Origin of the sequence: Halorussus sp. AFM4, from assembly GCF_051194995.1 — an archaeon.
Taxonomy (GTDB): Archaea; Halobacteriota; Halobacteria; order Halobacteriales; family Haladaptataceae; genus Halorussus.
This window is the reverse complement of sequence record NZ_JBNTJT010000001.1, coordinates 1,051,042-1,069,285: the sequence shown is the minus strand read 5'-3', so window position 1 is coordinate 1,069,285 and position 18,244 is coordinate 1,051,042. Positions and strand designations below refer to the sequence as shown.

General features: G+C 69.9%; 23 protein-coding genes. 11 read left to right on the top strand and 12 right to left on the bottom strand.

Annotation, left to right across the window (positions count from 1 at the left end; all coding sequences use genetic code 11):
- Window positions 1-129 precede the first annotated feature (129 nt).
- Window positions 130-795 carry a ribonuclease HII gene (gene rnhB, locus ACQUQF_RS05580; RefSeq protein ID WP_435177609.1) on the top strand — a complete coding sequence of 222 codons (666 nt, stop codon included), beginning with the start codon at window positions 130-132 and terminating at the stop codon, window positions 793-795.
- A 91-nt stretch (window positions 796-886) separates the two neighbouring features.
- On the opposite strand, the gene ACQUQF_RS05575 is transcribed toward rnhB, so the two are convergent.
- From ACQUQF_RS05575 to secF, 4 genes are all read right to left on the bottom strand, one after another.
- Entirely contained in the window at window positions 887-1,240 is a 354-nt protein-coding gene (locus ACQUQF_RS05575; protein ID WP_435176599.1) for a type II toxin-antitoxin system PemK/MazF family toxin, read from the bottom strand.
- A 4-nt stretch (window positions 1,241-1,244) separates the two neighbouring features.
- A complete protein-coding gene (locus ACQUQF_RS05570; RefSeq protein WP_435176597.1) occupies window positions 1,245-1,511 on the bottom strand; it encodes an AbrB/MazE/SpoVT family DNA-binding domain-containing protein in 267 nt (88 codons plus the stop codon).
- An 89-nt stretch (window positions 1,512-1,600) separates the two neighbouring features.
- A complete protein-coding gene (locus ACQUQF_RS05565) occupies window positions 1,601-3,181 on the bottom strand; it encodes a preprotein translocase subunit SecD (RefSeq protein ID WP_435176595.1) in 1,581 nt (526 codons plus the stop codon).
- Window positions 3,181-4,062 carry a protein translocase subunit SecF gene (gene secF, locus ACQUQF_RS05560; protein ID WP_435176593.1) on the bottom strand — a complete coding sequence of 294 codons (882 nt, stop codon included), beginning with the start codon at window positions 4,060-4,062 and terminating at the stop codon, window positions 3,181-3,183. The genes ACQUQF_RS05565 and secF overlap by 1 nt, the downstream gene beginning before the upstream one ends.
- 179 nt (window positions 4,063-4,241) lie before the next feature.
- On the opposite strand from secF, the gene ACQUQF_RS05555 reads away from it, so the two are divergent.
- Window positions 4,242-4,601 carry a hypothetical protein gene (locus tag ACQUQF_RS05555; RefSeq protein WP_435176591.1) on the top strand — a complete coding sequence of 120 codons (360 nt, stop codon included), beginning with the start codon at window positions 4,242-4,244 and terminating at the stop codon, window positions 4,599-4,601.
- Between the two features lie 77 nt (window positions 4,602-4,678).
- Here the strand turns inward: ACQUQF_RS05555 and ACQUQF_RS05550 are convergent, their stop codons facing one another.
- Together ACQUQF_RS05550 and ACQUQF_RS05545 are read right to left on the bottom strand one after the other, a co-directional pair.
- The gene (locus tag ACQUQF_RS05550) at window positions 4,679-5,101 is read right to left on the bottom strand and encodes an SPW repeat domain-containing protein (protein ID WP_435176589.1); all 423 of its coding nucleotides are present in this window, start codon (window positions 5,099-5,101) and stop codon (window positions 4,679-4,681) included.
- 104 nt (window positions 5,102-5,205) lie between these two features.
- Window positions 5,206-5,691, bottom strand: coding sequence for a DUF5812 family protein (locus tag ACQUQF_RS05545; protein WP_435176587.1), 486 nt, complete (start codon window positions 5,689-5,691; stop codon window positions 5,206-5,208).
- Window positions 5,692-5,879: 188 nt separating this feature from the next.
- Here ACQUQF_RS05545 and ACQUQF_RS05540 point away from each other — a divergent pair, with 188 nt between their 5' ends.
- Window positions 5,880-6,470, top strand: a complete 591-nt coding sequence (locus ACQUQF_RS05540; RefSeq protein ID WP_435176585.1) for a GNAT family N-acetyltransferase — start codon at window positions 5,880-5,882, stop codon at window positions 6,468-6,470.
- An 84-nt stretch (window positions 6,471-6,554) separates the two neighbouring features.
- Here ACQUQF_RS05540 and ACQUQF_RS05535 read toward each other — a convergent pair whose 3' ends face one another.
- Window positions 6,555-7,103, bottom strand: a complete 549-nt coding sequence (locus tag ACQUQF_RS05535) for a hypothetical protein (protein WP_435176583.1) — start codon at window positions 7,101-7,103, stop codon at window positions 6,555-6,557.
- 161 nt (window positions 7,104-7,264) lie between these two features.
- Here ACQUQF_RS05535 and ACQUQF_RS05530 point away from each other — a divergent pair, with 161 nt between their 5' ends.
- The 4 genes from ACQUQF_RS05530 to ACQUQF_RS05515 all read left to right on the top strand — a co-directional run bounded on the left by ACQUQF_RS05530 (window position 7,265) and on the right by ACQUQF_RS05515 (window position 10,655).
- On the top strand, window positions 7,265-8,557 hold the full coding sequence (locus tag ACQUQF_RS05530) for a glucose-6-phosphate isomerase (RefSeq protein WP_435176581.1): 1,293 nt from the start codon (window positions 7,265-7,267) through the stop codon (window positions 8,555-8,557).
- Between the two features lie 61 nt (window positions 8,558-8,618).
- Complete coding sequence (locus ACQUQF_RS05525; protein ID WP_435176579.1) at window positions 8,619-9,221, top strand: BGTF surface domain-containing protein; 603 nt, start codon at window positions 8,619-8,621, stop codon at window positions 9,219-9,221.
- 54 nt (window positions 9,222-9,275) lie between these two features.
- Window positions 9,276-10,385 (top strand): CPBP family intramembrane glutamic endopeptidase, encoded by a 1,110-nt coding sequence (locus ACQUQF_RS05520; protein WP_435176577.1) that lies wholly within the window; start codon window positions 9,276-9,278, stop codon window positions 10,383-10,385.
- Window positions 10,386-10,511: 126 nt separating this feature from the next.
- Window positions 10,512-10,655: a CopG family transcriptional regulator gene (locus ACQUQF_RS05515; RefSeq protein WP_435176575.1), complete on the top strand. Its 144-nt coding sequence runs from the start codon at window positions 10,512-10,514 to the stop codon at window positions 10,653-10,655.
- A gap of 44 nt (window positions 10,656-10,699) precedes the next feature.
- Here the strand turns inward: ACQUQF_RS05515 and ACQUQF_RS05510 are convergent, their stop codons facing one another.
- Both ACQUQF_RS05510 and ACQUQF_RS05505 read right to left on the bottom strand, forming a co-directional pair.
- Entirely contained in the window at window positions 10,700-11,164 is a 465-nt protein-coding gene (locus tag ACQUQF_RS05510; RefSeq protein ID WP_435176573.1) for an NOB1 family endonuclease, read from the bottom strand.
- On the bottom strand, window positions 11,165-11,410 hold the full coding sequence (locus tag ACQUQF_RS05505) for a PRC-barrel domain-containing protein (protein WP_435176571.1): 246 nt from the start codon (window positions 11,408-11,410) through the stop codon (window positions 11,165-11,167). It abuts the gene before it with no gap.
- A 193-nt stretch (window positions 11,411-11,603) separates the two neighbouring features.
- Here ACQUQF_RS05505 and infB point away from each other — a divergent pair, with 193 nt between their 5' ends.
- Both infB and ACQUQF_RS05495 read left to right on the top strand, forming a co-directional pair.
- Window positions 11,604-13,406 carry a translation initiation factor IF-2 gene (gene infB, locus ACQUQF_RS05500; RefSeq protein WP_435176569.1) on the top strand — a complete coding sequence of 601 codons (1,803 nt, stop codon included), beginning with the start codon at window positions 11,604-11,606 and terminating at the stop codon, window positions 13,404-13,406.
- Window positions 13,407-13,516: 110 nt separating this feature from the next.
- Entirely contained in the window at window positions 13,517-13,777 is a 261-nt protein-coding gene (locus ACQUQF_RS05495) for a hypothetical protein (protein WP_435176567.1), read from the top strand.
- 108 nt (window positions 13,778-13,885) lie between these two features.
- On the opposite strand, the gene ACQUQF_RS05490 is transcribed toward ACQUQF_RS05495, so the two are convergent.
- The gene (locus ACQUQF_RS05490; protein ID WP_435176565.1) at window positions 13,886-14,278 is read right to left on the bottom strand and encodes a DUF5811 family protein; all 393 of its coding nucleotides are present in this window, start codon (window positions 14,276-14,278) and stop codon (window positions 13,886-13,888) included.
- Window positions 14,279-14,380: 102 nt separating this feature from the next.
- Window positions 14,381-14,854, bottom strand: coding sequence for a pyruvoyl-dependent arginine decarboxylase (locus ACQUQF_RS05485; RefSeq protein WP_435176563.1), 474 nt, complete (start codon window positions 14,852-14,854; stop codon window positions 14,381-14,383).
- Between the two features lie 126 nt (window positions 14,855-14,980).
- Between ACQUQF_RS05485 and ACQUQF_RS05480 the strand changes: the two genes are divergently transcribed.
- Window positions 14,981-15,523 (top strand): XTP/dITP diphosphatase, encoded by a 543-nt coding sequence (locus ACQUQF_RS05480; RefSeq protein WP_435176561.1) that lies wholly within the window; start codon window positions 14,981-14,983, stop codon window positions 15,521-15,523.
- A gap of 230 nt (window positions 15,524-15,753) precedes the next feature.
- Here the strand turns inward: ACQUQF_RS05480 and ACQUQF_RS05475 are convergent, their stop codons facing one another.
- The gene (locus tag ACQUQF_RS05475; RefSeq protein ID WP_435176559.1) at window positions 15,754-16,695 is read right to left on the bottom strand and encodes an ArsR/SmtB family transcription factor; all 942 of its coding nucleotides are present in this window, start codon (window positions 16,693-16,695) and stop codon (window positions 15,754-15,756) included.
- Between the two features lie 316 nt (window positions 16,696-17,011).
- Between ACQUQF_RS05475 and ACQUQF_RS05470 the strand changes: the two genes are divergently transcribed.
- Window positions 17,012-18,244: a translation initiation factor IF-2 subunit gamma gene (locus ACQUQF_RS05470; RefSeq protein ID WP_435176557.1), complete on the top strand. Its 1,233-nt coding sequence runs from the start codon at window positions 17,012-17,014 to the stop codon at window positions 18,242-18,244.

Sequence of the window (18,244 nt, the reverse complement as noted above, 5' to 3'; positions counted from 1 at the left end):
GCCGCCCGTCCCCGGGCCGTCGGCCGGTTCGGTCCGCCGCCGCGGGTAGCAACCTACAACTACCCGGCGTCCGTCGTGGCGCCCGTGTTCGGAGTAGACGAGGCGGGGAAGGGACCGGTGCTGGGGTCGATGTTCGCGGCGGCGGTCCGGGCGCCGGACCCCGACGCGCTCCCCGAGGGCATCGCCGACTCGAAGCGGCTCGCCCCCGAGCGCCGCGAGGAGCTGGCGGCCGAACTGCGCGCGGACGACCGGATCGCGGTCGGGGTGGCCGAGGTCCCGGTCGCGCGCATCGACGACCCCGAGACCGACATGAACACCCTGACGGTGGCGGCCCACGCCGAGGCCGTCGCCGAAATCGTCGACGCGACCGGTGAGCGAGCGGACGCGGCCGGAACCGCCGGCGAGAGCCCGGCGGTCGTCGAGGGCATCGCGGACGCGGGCGACACCAGCGAGGAGCGGTTCGCCCGCCGGGTCGCCGACCGGGTGCCGGCCGCGGTCGACCTGACCGCCGAGCACGGCGCCGACGACGAGCACGCCGTGGTCGGGGCGGCCAGCGTCGTCGCCAAGGTCGAGCGCGACGCCCACGTCGCCGGGCTGGCCGAGCGGTACGCCGCCGAGTACGGTCCCGAGTTCGCCGACGTCGGGTCGGGCTACCCCAGCGACCCGACCACTCGCGAATTTCTGGAGGCGTTCGTGGCCGAGCACGGCCGGCTCCCGGACTGCGCCCGGCGCAGCTGGTCGACCTGCGACGACGTGCTGGCCGAGGCGGCCCAGTCGGGGCTGGGGGATTTCTAGGTCGAGTCGGGGTCGGAACGGACCTGCCGCGGCGAAGCGGGACGACGGTACCGGACCGGGAGACGTTCGGCAGGAATAACGAGCTGTCCCGTCAGACGTCCCGCAGACCGAGACTGTATTCGAGGGCGGTGTCGACCTCGTCCATCCGTCCGTCGGGAACCGACCCCAGATTCTCGCGGAGTCGGCGCTCGATCGAGACCGTCCGGATCTGGCTGCACAGCGCGACCGAGTCCTCCCGGAGCGGACCCTCCTCGCTCTCGACCAGCACCTCGAACGGATACAGCTCCTCGCCGAACGACGTCGTGAACGGGACGACGATGGTGGTCGGCGCGTTCTCGTTTCCGACGTCGTTCTGGACGACCAGGCACGGCCGGGTCCCCCGCTGTTCGGACCCCCGAGTCGGGTCCAGATCGACGATGACGACGTCACCGCGGCGAACGCGCATCGTTCTACCAGTCAGGTGCGTCGCCCAGTTCTTCGTCCGCCTCGTCGGAGACGTCCGCGAGCGATTCGGCGAGTTCGCGGTCGCGGTCGGCGCGTCGGCGGTAGCCCTCCGCGAGGTCGGCGCGCGTCACCGGCTTCTCGATGACGATCCTGTCGGCCTCCTCGCGGACGACCACCTCGTCACCGCCGTGGATACCGAACCGCTCCCGGAGCTCCTTCGGGAGCGTCACCTGTCCCCTGTCGCCGACTTTCCGCCGTTCGCTCTCGTCCATACGTATTCATATCGTATTCATACCCATGGTCGTTTCGGTCGAGACGACTGGCTACCGGGAGAGAAGCGGAAGAACGGGACGGATCGGGACTACCGGTCGGTCAGCAGGCTGCGCAGGATGTCGCCGTAGGCGGGCCGGGTGACGAGCACCCCGATGAGCACGCCGAGGATGGTGACGATGGCGAAGCCCTGGAGGTCGCCGAGGCTCAGCACCGCCAGCGGGCTCATCGCGATGATGGTGGTCGCGGCGGCCGCGCCGATGACCCAGAACGCCTTCCGGAACCGGCTCTGGAACACCCGCGAGGAGTTGACCTCGCCCTCCGACATCACCTCGTCGGCGATGATGATGAGGTCGTCGACCCCGGTCCCGATGACCGCGATGAACCCGGCGATGTGGCTCAGGTCCAGCGGGAGCTTGACCGCCGCGGCGAACCCAAGCAGGATGACGACCTCCGACAGCGCCGTCACCAGCATCGGGGCGGCGACCTTGGGGTCACCGTACCGGAGGAACACGACGGCGCTGACCGCCAGCACCGCGACCAGGCCGGTGATGAGCGAGTAGAGCTTGAACTCCTCGGCCAGGCTGGGCGCGAGGTAGTACGAGGTGCCCTGGTCCATGTTGAGCGACGCCGGCAGCGACCCGGCGTTCAGGTGGATCTGGAGCTCGCGGGCCTCGGACAAGTTGGTCGTGCCCATCACGAAGCCGGGGTCCTGGACGAACTTCCCCTGCCGGAAGGTCCGGGCGAGGTCCGGCCCCATGCTGGCGGCGTAGACGACCTCGCCGTCCACCACGGTGTAGAGACAGTAGCCGGGGTCCTGGGGGTTCGACCGGTAGTTACAGGCGCTGACGCCCTCGGTGGTGAACCCGAACTTCTGCATCGCGTTCGAGAAGTTCTGCGCGGGCTGGGGCTTGAGCACCACCGGGACGTTCGGGCCGATGCCCTGGGACTCCTGGGCGGTCCCGATGCTGCTGAAGTCGCCCTGCGAGAGCAGCGGGACCCGGCGGTACTGGGTGCCGTTGCCGCTCTGGTTCTGGGCCGGGAACGTGGCGACGACCTGGACCTGGCCGCGCTCGGTCACCAGGTCCTCGACCTCGCTCCGGTTGGTGTTGGGCATCTCGATGACGACGAAGTGCTCGCCGTTGGCGGTCGTCACCTGCTGGACGCGGCCGCCCGACAGGCCGGCCTTCGAGATCTTGTCCCGGAGGATGCGCACGATGGTGCTGCGGGTCTCGTCGGTGACGCCCTGCCGGATGGTCTCGTAGTCGTAGCCGGCCTGCCGGAGCGCCGCTCCGAACTCGTCCTCGGTGACGTTCTCGCTGAACACCTCGACGGTCGTGGTCTGGTTCTGGGCGGCGGCCAGCCGGACCGACACGTCGGAGGCGGTGATCCCCGAGAGGTTGCCGGCGACCCGCCGCTCGACGGTCGCCGGGGTCGTGCCCTGCGACACGTCGACGTTCTCGGCGGTCAGACCGTTGACGGGCGCCCGGATCCGGGTCCCGCCGGAGAGTTCGAGGCCGAACTGGAGGTTGGTCGGGCCGGCGCTGGCCTCCTCGACGACGGCGCCGTCACCGCCGCTGCTGCCGCCGATGCCGGGGGCGAACAGCGCGACCGAACTGATGACGAGGAAGGCCGCGAGCAGGACGACCCGCCAGTTGTCGCGGACGTCCATTACCGGGACACCCCTTCGTACTTGTACCAGCGGAGCAGGCTCAGGTTGAGCATGTAGGTGTTCATGAGGTCGGTGGCCAGGCCGAGCACCAGCACGATGCCGATGGAGGCCAGCAGGTCGATGCCGAAGATCCACGCGACGACCGACATCACGGCCATCGCCGACAGCGAGGTGACGGTCATCGTCACGCCGGTCCGCATCGCGCGGTGGGTCGACTCGTAGAAGTCACCCGACCGGCGCAGGATGTGGTTGTTCAGCAGGATGTCCGAGTCGACCGAGTACCCGATGAGCATCAGGAGGGCCGCGACCGTCCCCAGCGAGAGGGGGATGCCGACGATGTTCATCACCGCGACCGGGATCGCGATGTCGCTGAACGCCGAGATGACGACCGCGATGGAGGGGACGAACGACCGGAACATCAGGAACACGAGCACGCTCATCCCGACGAACGCCAGCCCGATGCCCATCAGCGCGAGGTCCTGAGTCTGGCGGCCGAAGCTGGCCGAGGTTCCCTGGACCGACTTCACCACGTCGGCCGCGGACTGGCCGGCGACCGGTTGCAAGTTGTTTCTCGCCTGCTGGGCGATGTTCTCCGCCTCGGGCGGGAACGTCACGATGTACGTGTTGTCGGCGGTCCGAACCGGCGTGATCGACACCTCCGAGTCGAACTGTGCGGGGATCTGGGACGCGGGCGTGGCGGTCTGGACGCGGAGCTCGGTGCCCCCCGTGAACTCCATGCCGAGCCGTACCGGCGCACCGGTGGCGACGTACCACCCGGCGATGACCAGCAGTGCGACGGCGAGCACCGCGAGCGGGACCGCCGCCAACTGCCGGTTGGAGTACTGGGTGTAGTCCACCTCCGGCACTTCGAACGCTACCATATGGGGTGGCATCAGGTACGGCCGTGAATAAGTGTTCTTATCCCATCTCGTTTCCCGGCCGGCCAGAGCGACGCGAGCGGGCCGGTACAGCACGGAACCGCTCGCGCGGCGGGAAGGCTCAAGAGGGGCCTCGACGCGGGGGAAGAAGGCTCATACACCTCCCGCACGTACCTCGGCGCATGAGCGAAACCGACGAGAACCTCCGGGACCGACACACCGACCTCGCGCCCGCCGACCGGGTCGTCGTCTCCTACCCCGCGGACCTGAGCGACTGGGGCCGGTTCCAGGTCGAGAAGGACTCGTTCGTCGCCTACCTCCGGAAGACAAAGACCGACCGGGTCCGGCAGGGCGACGTCTGGGAGGAGTTCGTCGGCGTCGGCTGCTGCGGCAGCACCCTCGACGTGCCCCTCCGGGTCGAGCGCATCGAGGGCGGCGAGACCCTGGGGCCGGACACCGAGGTGGCCTACGAGGTCCGGGAGGCCTGCGGCATCGAGGGCGGCTGGCACGTCCAGAGCGAGGGCGGCCCGAACGAGATATAGGCGCCGCTCGAATCTCCGGTTCAGTTCACCGCCGAAAAATCGGGAACGTCGACGACGTTCGGCCGCGAATCGCACGGTCACGTCCGCTGTTCCGCGCCGAGACCCGCGGGCGACTCGCCGCCGGCGAACGCGGCGTAGCCCGCGATGACGGCGACGAGCGCGCCGACCGCGACGTCGTTCCAGAACAGCAGCTCCGCGACGCCCCAGACGAACGGCGCGACGATCATCCAGAGGCCCAGCAGCGCGTTGAACGCGCTGGCCCACGTGCCGCCGCTGGGGTCGTCGTCGGACGACTCGTAGTAGCTGTACGCCGCCAGCACGACGATGGCCGCGCCCACGACGACGTCGTTCCAGAAGTCCGCGCCGACCGCGTCCCAGACCAGTATCGGGGCGGCGACGAGCCAGAGCCCGAGCAGCGCGACGATCGCCGACGACCACTTCGCCACCGCCCGGTCGGTGCCGTAGGTGTCGCCGTACGCCGATTCGCTGTCGGTACTCATGGGTCTCACTCCACGCTGAACTACGATCTACTCGTTAAAAATTCTACGGGCAGTAGGGGGTCTGACGGACCCGCTAACAGCATTTAAGGCCTGATTGACGGTCGCTACGGCATGTAGCGCACGCTGACCACGCCCGACTCGGCCCGGACCTCGACCCGGGAGACGCCGAGCCTGGCGGCCCGCGAGAGGGTGGCCTCGTCGTCGAGCACGTCGGCCGCCGCGTCCTCGGTGTCCTCCGGCGGGACGGTGAGGACGTGGATCTCGCCCTCGCCGGCGCGCTCCCGGCGGGCCACCTCGCCGACGTCCTGCTCGGCGGCGATGTCCCGCTCCTGGGCGGTCGGTGGCTCCTCGCTGCGCTCTGTCGAGAGGGCCCGGCGCTCCTCGACCTCCACGACCGACCACGTGAGGTTCATCGGCGGGTCCGAGGCGACCGTCGCCTCCACGGCGTCCGCCTCCTCGACGCCGGGGTTCGAGGAGAGGGTGTGGACCTGGCCGTCGCGGACGTCCTTCAGCACCGCCGAGTCGTCCTCGGCGTGCGTGACGAGGAAGGTGCTCGTCTTCTCGTCGCCGGCGGAGTCGGAGTCGCTCATGGGTGGCCGTAGGGGGTCGCGGCTTTTCCGGATTGCGTTCCCGGCCGGATCGCCGGGCCGGACGTCCGAATCACGTTCCGTCCCGTCCGGACCGCACTCCGGGGGAGATTGCGTTCCGGGTCGGCCGAACCGCGCTCCGAGTCGGCGAACCGAAATCGGTTTGGCCCGCCCGTCCGACGGTCTTCGGGATGTTTCCCGAGACGTTCGAGACCGACCGGCTCCGCTTCGAGCGCCTCCGGCGCGATGCGGTCGACGCCCGCGAGTTCTACGAGGTGTCGTCCCGCCGGAACTCGACCATCGCCGAGGAGACCCGGTACCTGCCGTGGAACCCGACGGCGACCGTGAAGGAGGCCGCCGACCGACTCGAGGAGTTCGAGCGCCAGTGGGCCGACCGCGAGCGCGCCGAGTGGATCGTCCGGCCGAAGGAGGGCGAGGACGGCGCCGGCGAGATAGCGGGCACTGCGGGACTGCTGTGCCGGTGGGAGAAGGACCTCGGAGTCCCGGCGATCTGGCTGCGAAAACCGTTCTGGGGCCGGGGATACTCGGGCGAGCGGGCCGACGCGCTCCTCGAGATCGCCTTCGACCGACTCGACTTCGGGGTGGTCGCCGTTCCGCTCCACGCCGACAACGAAAAGTCCTACCGCGCGGTCGAGAAGTACGTCGAACGCCACGGGGGACGATACGAGGGACTGCTCCGCAACCACGCGGGCCGGTACGACGACCCGGCGGACCACCACCGGTTCTCCATCAGTCGCGAGGAGTACGAGTCGTCGGACTGAGTAGGACGAGTAGTTCGAGGACGCCACCGAGCGAATCAGTAACGTCACTGCACGAACCGGTACATCCCTGCGTGAACCGGCTCGTCACCGCGCGAACCGGTGGACGAGCAGGACCAGCGCCACCGCGAGCAGCGGCGGCGCGACCGCGTACGTCGCCGGCAGCGAGTAGAGGTACTCCACCGCGGGCGCGATGACGCCCGACGGGGCCTGGCGCCGGTCCGGCGGGGCCGAGATCAGCAGCGAGGCGTACAGCGACGCCACGAACAGGTAGCCCGTCAGCGCGAGCAGCGCGTCGGCCCGGGCCGTCGCGGTGCCGCGGGCGTGGCGCCGACCGGCCGAGTAGACGGGCAGGACGAGCGCGACCAGCAGCAGGGCCCCGCCGACCAGCAGGAACGCCCGCGAGAAGGTCGCGAGCTCGGACCCGCCGGCGGTGTTGAGCACCCAGACCGGAATCGCCAGCAGCAGCAGGACCCCGACCAGCGCCGCGAGCAGCGCGCTCACGACGACGTAGGACTTGAGCAGTCGGGAGTCGGTCTCGGCGAACGACCGGCGGAACGCGTCGGCGACCACGCTGCGGGACCCGCCGGTCCCGGTCCGGGCGTCCTCGGACTCGCCGGTCTGGGCGTCGGCCATCTCGTCCCGAGGTTGGGAGAGCTGGGTGAAAAGGGGTACGGTACGGGCGGTCGACGCCGCGCGCTCGACTCCGCGCCCTCGTCGGGGACGGTCGACGCCTCGAACCACCGGCCGGCGGAACACCCCACTTTTTGTCCCGCGCCGCCCGTGATACAACCAACATGCGCGTAGACCTCGGCAACGCACTCTCGGAGGTCGCCGACCCCGGCCTCTCCCGCGACGCCCTCGACGAACTGGACGAGCGAGTCGCCGACGCCCACGAGCGCATCGAGCGCGGCCGGGAAGACGCGGAGCACGGCTACGCCGCGCTGAACCTGCCCGAGACCGCGGACCCCGATGCAATTCGGGCGGCGGTCGAGCCCTTCGCCGACGCCGAGGCGGTGCTGACCGTCGGTATCGGCGGGTCGGCGCTCGGTGCGGCTACCCTCGCCGACGCGCTCCCCTCTGAGACCGACGCCTACTTCCTCGACAACGTCGACCCCGAGCACGTCTCCCGGCTGCTCGACTCCCTCCCGCTCGACTCGACCGCGGTCAACGTCGTCTCGCGCTCCGGGACGACCGCCGAGACGCTCGCGAACTTCCTCGTCGTGCGCGATGCGATGGAAGACGCCGGGGTCGACTGGACCGACCGGACCTTCGTCACCACCGGCGCGGAGGGCAACCTCCGGCGGCTCGCCGAGAAGGAGGACCTGCCCGCGCTCGACGTGCCCGAGGGCGTGCCGGGCCGGTTCTCGGTGCTGTCGACTGTGGGGCTGGCGTGCGCCGCCGTCCAGGGCCACGACCTCGACGCGTTGCTCCGGGGAGCCCGGGACGAGGCCGACCGGCTCGCGGGGTCGCTGTACGACTCGCCGGCCTACGCCTACGGCGCGGTCTCGTACGCCCTCGAAGAGCGCGGCGCGGCGGTCAACGCGATGATGCCCTACGCCGAGTCGCTGGAGACGTTCGCCGAGTGGTTCGCCCAGCTGTGGGCCGAGAGCCTCGGCAAGGACGGCCGGGGCCAGACCCCCGCCCGGGCGCTTGGCGCGACCGACCAGCACTCCCAGCTCCAGCTCTACCGGGCCGGCCCGCGCGACAAGCTGGTCACGCTGGTCCGCCCCGACGAGCGGGCCGACCGCGCGATTCCCGAGACCGACCTGGAGGGGCTGTCGTACCTCGGCGGCTCGTCGCTGGGCGAGCTGCTCGACGCCGAGTTCGAGGCGACCGAGGCCAGCCTCGCGGCCGCGGGCCGGCCCAACGTCCGGGTCGAGATCGACCGGGTCGACGAGCGGAGCCTCGGCGGACTCCTCTACGGCATGGAGGCCGCCTGCGTGCTCTACGGCGAACTCGCCGGCGTCGAGACGTTCACCCAGCCCGCGGTCGAGTGGGGCAAGCGGGCCGCCCGGGGGCTGCTCGGCGGCGGGGAGTTCGAGGAGGCCGACGCCGTCGCCGAGAAGACGACGCTGACCGTGGAGTGAGACCGAAGCGTTTTTGACACTCTTCTAACCTATCTTCGGGTGGAGTTGTACGCCCTGAATCATGTTCGAATCGACCCTCCACCGACGGGTGGCTCTCGCCGCACTGGTCGTCCTCGCGGGCGTCACCGGTGTCGCCGCGAGCGCTACCCCGTCGGACGCGACCGTAGCAGACGCAAAGGCAACCCCGCAGGAATCGACCGCGTCGCTCGCCGATCCGGACGCGGCGAACGTCACCGTCAGCACGAACGCGTCGGACGGCGACGTCGTCCTCGCCCGGCCCGTCGCGAACCAGACGTTCCGCGTCCGGACGGACGCCGCCCCGAACTCCTCGCTCGACGTGGAGTTCGAGACCGACGAGCGCATCTACACCGCCGCGGCCGCCGTCGGCGAGGACGGGAACGCGACCGTGACGCTGGACCTCTCGGACCTCGACCCGGGGACCGAGTTCGAGATGTACGTCACCGGCGAGGACCTCGACGGCGCCGCGGCGGTCGAGGGCCGCATCGTCAACGAGTCGGTGATGGCGTCGATAGCCGCGTCCGGGACGACCGCGACGACCACCGCGACGACCGCCGCCGACCAGTCGAGCGACATCCCCGGGTTCGGCGCGCTCGCGGCGCTCGCCGGCCTGGTCGGCGCGGCGGCGCTGGCCCGGCGGGCCTGACCCGGCTCGCGCCCAAGCACAGGGACTATAGCCCGCCCGACCTATTTTCGAGCCATGGAAGACCGCTCTGCAGCGAACGCGGGGGTCGTGCTGGCCGCGGTGGCCGTCGCGGCGGCCGCGCTCCCGTGGGGAGCCCCCGGAATCGGGCCGGTCGAGAACGTCGCCGTCGCGGCGCTCGGCGCGGCGGCGTTCGGCGCGTTCGCGCTCCGGCGCCGGGACCTGATCGCCCGCCGGTCGGGGTCGCTCGCGGCGGGCGCCGCCAGCCTCGGCGTCGTCGGTTGCACGGGCGTCGCGACAGCGGGCACCCTCGCTGGCGGCGGGTCGGCCGCGGCCGAGGCGGCGACGGCGTCGCCGTGGGGCGCGACGCTCGCGCTGGTCGGCGGACTGGGCGGCGTCATCGCGGCCTACGGCGACGGTCGGGGGCTCCCCGAGTCGCTCGGGGCGGCGGTCAAGGCCACGGCCTGGGGCCTCTCGGTCGGCTTCGCCGGCCTGTTCGCCATCGCGGCGTGGGCCAGCGTGCTCGTGAGCGTCCTCGCGGGGCTGGTCCCCGGCGACCCCGGCACGACCGCCCAGCTCGCGATCAGCGCGCTCGCGCTCGGACTCGGCACCGGCACCGTCGCGCTGATCTACTTCAAGTGGACGGACAAGACCCTCTCGTACCTCGATTTCCGGCTGCCGAGCCTGCGCGACCTCGGCTACGCCGCCGCCGGCGTGGTCGCGCTGTTCGGGCTCCAGATGGTCGTCGGCGTCGTCTTCACGCAGCTCGGCCTGGAGACCGCCCAGCACAGCGTCCAGCAGACCGCCGCGGGCGGCAACGCCCAGATCCTGCTGCTGCTGATCCCGGCGTCGTGGCTCATCATCGGCCCCGGCGAGGAGCTGCTGTACCGCAACATCATCCAGAAGTCGATGTACGGGACCTTCGGCGAGTGGGGCGCGGTGCTGGTCGCCAGCGTCGTGTTCTCGCTCGCCCACATCCCGGCCTACGCGGCCGGCGCCGCGCTGCCCGCGCTGCTGAGCACGCTCGCGGTCATCTTCCTGCTCTCGGTGGTGCTCGGCGCGACGTACCTGCTGACCGAGAACACGACGGTCCCGACCATCATCCACGGGACGTTCGACGCCGTCGTCTTCGCGGCGATGTACGTCCAGCTGACCGGCGGCGTCTGATCGTCGGCGGGCGAGCGGTTTCGCCGCAGGCGTCGGCCCGGACGCCGGCCGTATGCTGCCCGTCCGTCTCGCGTCCGCTTGCCGTCTGACGTAGATTTAACAGCGCAACCGGCTTACGAAAGCCGCATGGAGCGTCGCTACTCGATCACCTGCGAACGCGAGCGCGCCAAGCGCATCGAGACGCTGGCGCGCGAGTACGGCCTCACGACCCAGGAGGTCCTCGACCAGCTCATCGAAGTCGGACTCGAGGAGATAGAGCCCGACGAGTGAGCGCTCGCCCGCCGCCGAGTGGCTACGCGAACCGGTCGGCGGCGTCAGACGTTCGACGGGTTCTTGCGGGTGAGCTCGCTCCCGCAGACCGGACACCGGTCCTTGTTCTCGTCGAACTCGCGGCCGCAGCCCTGGCACTGGAAGCGCCAGTCGCGCTGTTCGGTGATGCCCTCGCGCGCGATGACGTCGACGTCGACGTTCATGCGCTCGGCGACGTTCTGCATGGCGTAGTCGTCGGTGACCAGCGTCGCGTCGAGCTCGAAGGCGGCCGCGACCAGCCGGACGTCGGTGGTCGACAGCTCCTCGAAGTCCCCGGTCTCCTGGGCGGCCCGGCGCACGCGCTCGACGGCGCCGTCCTGGGGGATGTGGATGTGCATCCCCGAGCCCTCCATCGCGTCGAACCGGTAGGCGCTCTCGTCCTCGAGTTCCTCGCGGACCAGCGGAATCGTCGCCGTGTCCGCGGTGGTGTGGTACTCGTTGATGAACGCTGAGGCGTCTAGAACGTACATTTACCGCTGGACGACGATGTAGTCTTTCACCGCCTGCACTCGCGTCACGGGGACCTGGAATCGTCCGTTCTCGTCCGATTCGAACTCCACCGCGTCGCGCCGCAGTTGTTCGTCCGGTTCGACGAGCAGATCGGCCAGCTCGCCCGTCTTGAGGTCCATGGTGATGTTGTACAGCATCCCGAGTTCCGTCCCGTCTGACCCCATGACGGCCTTCCCCGAGAGGTTTTCGGCGAGGATCTCCGACATACGGGGGGTTACTGAGTGCTCCTACATAAAGTGTACGGGGGACGGCGCCGGATCGGTCCGACGGACAGCGGCGGCGGACGGTTCCCGCGCTCGGGCGGCGCGAACCCGCCGGGCGGTCGGGCGGAGTGAAAGAGTTAAATGCCGCGCGCAGCACTTCTTCAGTAAGAAACCTTCTTTCCCGGGTGGTAGCCTTATGCCTGACACTGACGCACGCGACAACGAACGAGGTCTGCGCACGCCCATCGTGGCAGTACTGGGACACGTGGACCACGGGAAGACCAGCCTTCTGGACAAGATACGCGGTTCGACGGTCATCGAGGGGGAAGCGGGCGCGATCACCCAGCACATCGGGGCCACCGCCATCCCGCTCGACGTGGTCTCGAAGGTCGCCGGGAGCCTCATCGACCCGAGCGACTTCGACCTGCCGGGCCTGCTGTTCATCGACACGCCGGGCCACCACTCGTTCACGACGCTCCGGTCCCGCGGCGGGGCGCTGGCCGACATCGCCATCTTGGTGGTGGACGTCAACGACGGCTTCCAGCCCCAGACGCTCGAGGCCATCAACATCCTCAAGCAGTCCCAGACGCCGTTCGTGGTCGCGGCGAACAAGATCGACACCGTCCCCGGGTGGAAGCCCAACGAGGACGCGCCGGCCCAGCAGACCATGGAGGCCCAGAGCGACCGGGTACGGTCGTCGCTCGACGAACAGCTCTACGAGATTATCGGCGAACTGAGCGACGAGGGGTTCTCCGCGGACATGTACTGGCGGGTCCAGGACTTCCGGGGCAACATCGGCGTTGTCCCCGTGAGCGCCGAGACCGGCGAGGGCATCCCCGACCTGCTGACCGTCCTGATGGGGCTGGCCCAGCGGTACATGAAGGAGGACATGGCCATCGACGTGACGGGCCCCGGCGCGGGCACCGTCCTCGAGGTCAAGGAGGAGAAGGGGTTCGGCACGACCGTCGACGTGGTGCTGTACGACGGCACCGTCCGAGAGGACGAGACCATCGTGGTCGGCGGCCTCGACGACCCCATCGTGACCGACGTCCGGGCGCTGCTGAAGCCCCGACCGCTCGCCGAGATCCGGACCGAGGACCGGTTCGAGAAGGTCGACCAGATCTCTGCCGCGTCCGGGCTGAAGATCGCCGCACCCGACCTCGACGAGGCGATGGCGGGCGCGCCCGTCCGGGTGGTCCGGGACCGCGACATCGACGAGGTCATCGCCGAGGTCCGGGCCGAGCTCTCCGAGATAGAGGTCGAGACCAGCGAGCAGGGCGTCGTGGTGAAGGCCGACACCCTCGGCAGCCTGGAGGCCATCGCGAACGCGCTGGGCGAGGCCGAGATCCCCATCATGCGCGCGGAGGTCGGCGACGTCGCGCCCCGCGACGTGAGCATCGCCTCGACCGCCGACGAGGACAAGCACAAGACCATCCTGGCGTTCAACGTCGACGTGCTGGCCGACGCCGAGCGCCAGGCCGAGGAGAGCGACGTCAAGCTGTTCGAGAGCGGCGTCATCTACCGGCTCATCGAGGAGTACGAGGAGTACGTCGAGGAGCGCGAGCGCGCCCAGCAGGAGACGGTCCTCGACAACATCACCCGGCCCGCCCGGTTCCAGATCCTCCAGGACCACACCTTCCGCCAGAACGACCCCGCGGTGGTCGGCGTCGAGGTGCTGTCGGGCACCATCAAGAAGAACAGCAACGTCGTGAAGTTCGAGGGCAACGATCCGACCCGGGTCGGCCAGCTCAAGGGCATCCAGGAGCAGGGCGAGGACGTCGACGAGGCCCGGAGCGGCAACCGGGTCAGCGTCGCCATCGACGGGCCGACGGTGGGCCGCCAGATCGAGGAGGGCGACGAGCTCTGGATCGAGATCCCCGAGAAGCACGCCAAGATCCTCGAACAGGAGCTGTCCGACGACATCCCGGTCGACGAGCTCGAGGCGCTCCAGATGTACCTCGACAAGCAGCGCAAGCGCGACCCCTTCTGGGGGAAGTGAGACACTGCGGGCCACCTGGCCCCGTCGCGCACCGCCGACAACCTCCCGCTACCACCGACCAATAATTTTTAGTCGGAACGCACCGTAGTATCGTACCGGAAGGTGGTTTCATGCTCGGGCCGAACCGACTACTCAGTGGTAACGCCGGAGTACCGAACCTCTCTTACTACGACTTCGCGCTCGCCGTCCTGCCAGTGCCACTGCTGCTCGGGCTGCTCGTCGGAAAACTGTCCGCGCTCGCGCCGGAGCTCGGCGTGTCGACGGGCGCGATAGTGTCGGCGCTCGCCCTGGCACACCTGCTGTTCCGGGACCCGCCGACCCGGCGGGGGCCGCGGGGGTCGCGCGAGCGGGTCGACGGTCCCTCCGCCTGATGCCGTCCGTTCGTCCCGCCGAGGTCCGTTCCTCGGGTGACTCCTTCGCTGCTCCGTCCGACATCGTCTGCTTCTCCGCCTGCCGTCGCCGTCTCCTGACGCTGCTATCTATCGAGCGGTCGGCGTGATGTCGTCGCCCATCATCTGCTTGACCTGCATGGCCGCGCTGGCCGCGAGGCCGCGGGCGACCTCGGCCTCCTCGTGGGTGTCGAGGTCGTCGCCGTCGAAGTCCTCGACGCTCGGGCTGAAGCCGGCGCTGACCGGGTGGCCGACCGGCGGCTGGACCGACACCTGGGCCTGGGGCCCGTTGCCGTTGTCGGCGACCTTCGAGCCGACCACGTACTCGTCGGGGAGGAACTCGCGGGTCCGGGCGGCGATGTCGGTGATGCTGTCGCGGAGCGACTGCTTCTGCTCGGGGGAGAGGTCGGGGACGTCCGTGTTCGCGCGCTGCCCGGCCTGCGTCTCGCCGGGGACGCCCGCGTAGGGGGTGTTGCCGTTCATCGGTCTGACGGGGACAGGTTGGGCCCCGACGTTATAAAAGCTCTCGGCTTCGGCAGGCTCTGTCACGCGACAGACTGTGGCATGGTCGCCGGGCGGCCCGCCTCAGCAGATGGGCTCGCTCTCGCCGTAGGCGGCCACCACGACCGCGGTCGCGTAGGTGCCGGCCTCGGCGTCGGCGGTCGCGGTCTCGACGCGCTCGTCGGTGAACGTCCACTCGCGGAGCTCCCGGCCGGCCGCGAGGCCGGTCTCGACGCGCTCGCCGACGTCCTCGGGGTCGGCCTCGCCCGTCGCCTCGTAGAACAGGCCCGGACCCGGGCCGGTGGTCCACCCGAGCGCGGCCGAGACGCGACCGGGGCCGGCGCGGGTCGCGCGGGCCTGGACGACCGTCAGCCGGTCGCCCGCCGGGCCGAGGTCCGGGGCCGTACCGACCGCCTCCACGTCCGCGTCCGCTGGAATCACCGACGAGACGGTCACGAGGTTGTAGTTGTGGAGGTTGGCGTCCGCGAGCGCGGCGTCGTACGAGGACATCTCGGTGGGGCCGGTCCCGGTGCCCCACGCGACCCGGATCGTGCTCATGTCCGATGGCAGTCGGTGCGACGGGTAAGGGGTTGCGATTTCGGTCCCCTGGCCCGGGTGCGCTCGGCGAATCGTCACCCCTAACCCCGGCGCGCTCCGACCGGGAACCGACCGGAGCATCCAGCCATGACCATCAGATTCGTGACGAGCAACGAGGGGAAGGTCGAGGAGGCGCGCGAGTACCTGACCGACGACGTGGAGCAGGTCAACTACGACTACACCGAGATCCAGAGCGACGACCTCGCGGAGATCGCGGTCGCCGGCGCGGAGGAGGCGTTCGCGGCGACCGGCGGCGAGGACCCGGTCGTCGTCGACGACGCCGGCCTGTTCGTGGACGCGCTCGGCGGGTTCCCCGGCCCGTACTCCTCGTACGTCGAGGACACCGTCGGCGTCGAGCGCGTCTGGAACCTCGTGGAGATGGAGGAGAACCGCCGGGCGCGGTTCCGGTGCGTCATCGCCTACTACGACGGCGAGACGACCGAGACGTTCGACGGCGCGGTGCCGGGCCGCATCGTCGCGCCGCGGGGCGACGGCGGGTTCGGCTACGACCCCATCTTCGAGCACGAGGGCGAGACCATGGCCGAGATGTCCACCGAGCGCAAGAACGCGATCTCCCATCGGGGCCGGGCGCTGGCGAAGTTCGCCGACTGGCTGGCCGAGAATCAGTAAGGCAGGTTTCCGGTAGTTCTGTCGGTCTCTTACAAACAAAACAGGCGTGATTGGTGAGTCGCCTAAGTGAGTGCCTTGTTCTCGAAAGCCCCCGGCCGGTCGCGTGACCGCGACCGGCCGGCCCCTTTCAGTCCACCCGAACTGTGGACTGTTTCACTGAGCGTGAGCGAGAGTCCAGGACAACCGAGAACTGCTAAATCAGAAATCGGGTTCGTCACCCGGGCGAGGACTCAGTCAAGCACCGCCTGCGCGCCGTCCGCGGACTGCGACCCGCAGTCGCGCTCGATGTCGAGCACGGTCAGGTCGCCGTCGAGGGTCACCGAGAGCACCTCGTCGTCCAGCGGGATCTCCACCCGGATCTTCCAGGGATCGTCCGAGAGCACCGTGGTGTGCTCGTCGCTGACGCACCAGTCGAGCTTCCAGTACGGCGTCGTGCAGAGGTCGACGCCGTGCTCGCGGTGGAACGTCACCACGTCCGACTGGTCGAGCAGCGACAGCCCCACCGCCGAGTAGAGCTGGTGGCGGCACTGCTCGCACTCGTGGTCGACCCGGACTTCGAGCCCGAGGTAGTCCTCGGTGTCGCGGGTGACGGTGGTGGTCATCCGGCCGTTGCACTCGGGGCAGACCCCGTCGGCGGCCAGGCAGTGGAGGTGGCGCACGCGCTGGTTGAACGCGTCCATGACCTCCTCGCGGCTCCGGTCGTTGAGCCCGCCCGGCGGGAACGGATACTCGCCGTGGTTCTTCCCGCACTCGGTGCAGTCGATGGCCAGCATCTCGTCGTGGTAGTACGCCTGGAGGCCCGCGCCGCAGTCGGCGCAGGTACCCTCGACCTCGAACGGGCCCATCTCGGGGTGCTCGTTGAACGACCCGGCCAGGATGGCCCGCACGACCTTCTTGCCGGCCTGCCGGAAGTCGTAGCCGTCGTCGGTCTGGACCACGAAGTGGTCGGTGAGCTGCTTGAGGTGGTAGTTGAACTGCGCGCTGTCGCGCATCCCGACCTCCCGCCGGAGCTCCGAGAAGCTCACCGGCCGGTCGCCGGCCTTCCAGAGCGCCTCGAGGATCGACAGTCGGGTCTCGTTGGCGATGACCGAGAACGCCTCGGCCGGGGCCACGCAGTCCTCGCAGTCCTGGATCCCGGACTCCTCGGCGTTCGGCCCTGTCGTTCCGCTCATACGAGACCCTGCGGTCCCGGTCGGCTAAAGTGTTGCCTTAACCACGTTTTTGTTTCACGATTGATAGTACGGGGACCGCGAGCCCGTCGCAGTCGTCGCCCCGACCGCGAGTCACGCGGCCACAACTGATTTCCCGCTCCGGGCACTGGACATCCGGATAGCGAAGACGCCGGACCGGTCCGGATTCGGCCGGCGCCGGAGACGGCTTCGCCGCCGGACGCCCGGCGCGAGTCGGTCCCGGGACCCGGACGAGAACAGTAGGTTTATCAGTCGTTCGGGGCGAATCTTCCAGTAGAATTACTTCAGGAGGTCAACTTTGACAGGAAATCCCGCCCAACCGGAGGTGAACATCGGACTGGTCGGCCACGTCGACCACGGAAAGACGACGCTCGTGCAGGCGCTTTCCGGCGAGTGGACCGACCAGCACTCCGAGGAGATGAAGCGTGGCATCTCCATCCGGCTCGGCTACGCAGACGCCACGTTCCGGGAGTGCCCCGGGCTCGACGAGCCCGAGCGCTACACGGTCGACGAGACGTGCCCCGACGGCAGCGAGAGCGAACCGCTGCGCACGGTGTCGTTCGTCGACGCGCCCGGCCACGAGACGCTGATGGCGACGATGCTCTCGGGCGCGGCCATCATGGACGGCGCGGTGCTGGTCGTCTCGGCCAGCGAGCCCGTCCCGCAGGCCCAGACCGAGGAGCACCTGATGGCGCTCGACATCATCGGCATCGACAACATCGTCGTCGCCCAGAACAAGATCGACCTGGTCGACCGCGACCAGGCCGAGCAGAACTACCGCGAGATCCAGGAGTTCGTGGAGGGCACCGTCGCCGAGGACGCGCCGGTCGTCCCCATCTCGGCCCAGCAGGAGGTCAACATCGACCTGCTCATCCAGGCCATCGAGGACGAGATCCCGACGCCCGACCGCGACCCCGACGCCGACCCGCGGATGCACGTGGCCCGGAGCTTCGACATCAACCGGCCCGGAACGACGTGGGACGGCCTCGTCGGCGGCGTGCTCGGCGGCAGCCTGGTCGAGGGCAAGCTGACGAAGGGCGACGAGATCGAGCTCCGGCCCGGCCGCGAGGTCGAGGAGGGCGGCCAGACGGAGTGGGAGCCCATCCAGACCGACGTGCGGTCGCTCCAGGCCGGCGGCGAGACCGTCGACGAGGTGACGCCGGGCGGCCTGCTCGGCGTCGGCACGGGGCTCGACCCCAGCCTGACCAAGGGCGACGCGCTGGCCGGCCAGGTCGCCGGCACGCCCGGCTCGCTCCCGCCGACGTGGGAGCAGTTCACGATGGAGGTCGACCTGCTCGAGCGGCTCGTCGGGCTCGACGACGAGAACATCGACGACATCTCGACCGGCGAACCGCTGATGCTCACCATCGGCACCGCCACCACGGTCGGCTCGGTGACCAGCGCCCGCGAGGGCGAGTGCGAGGTCGCGCTGAAGCGACCGGTCTGCGCGCCCGAGGGCGCCCAGATCGCCATCAACCGCCGCATCGGCGCCCGCTGGCGGCTCATCGGGGTCGGCACCCTGCGGGGATAG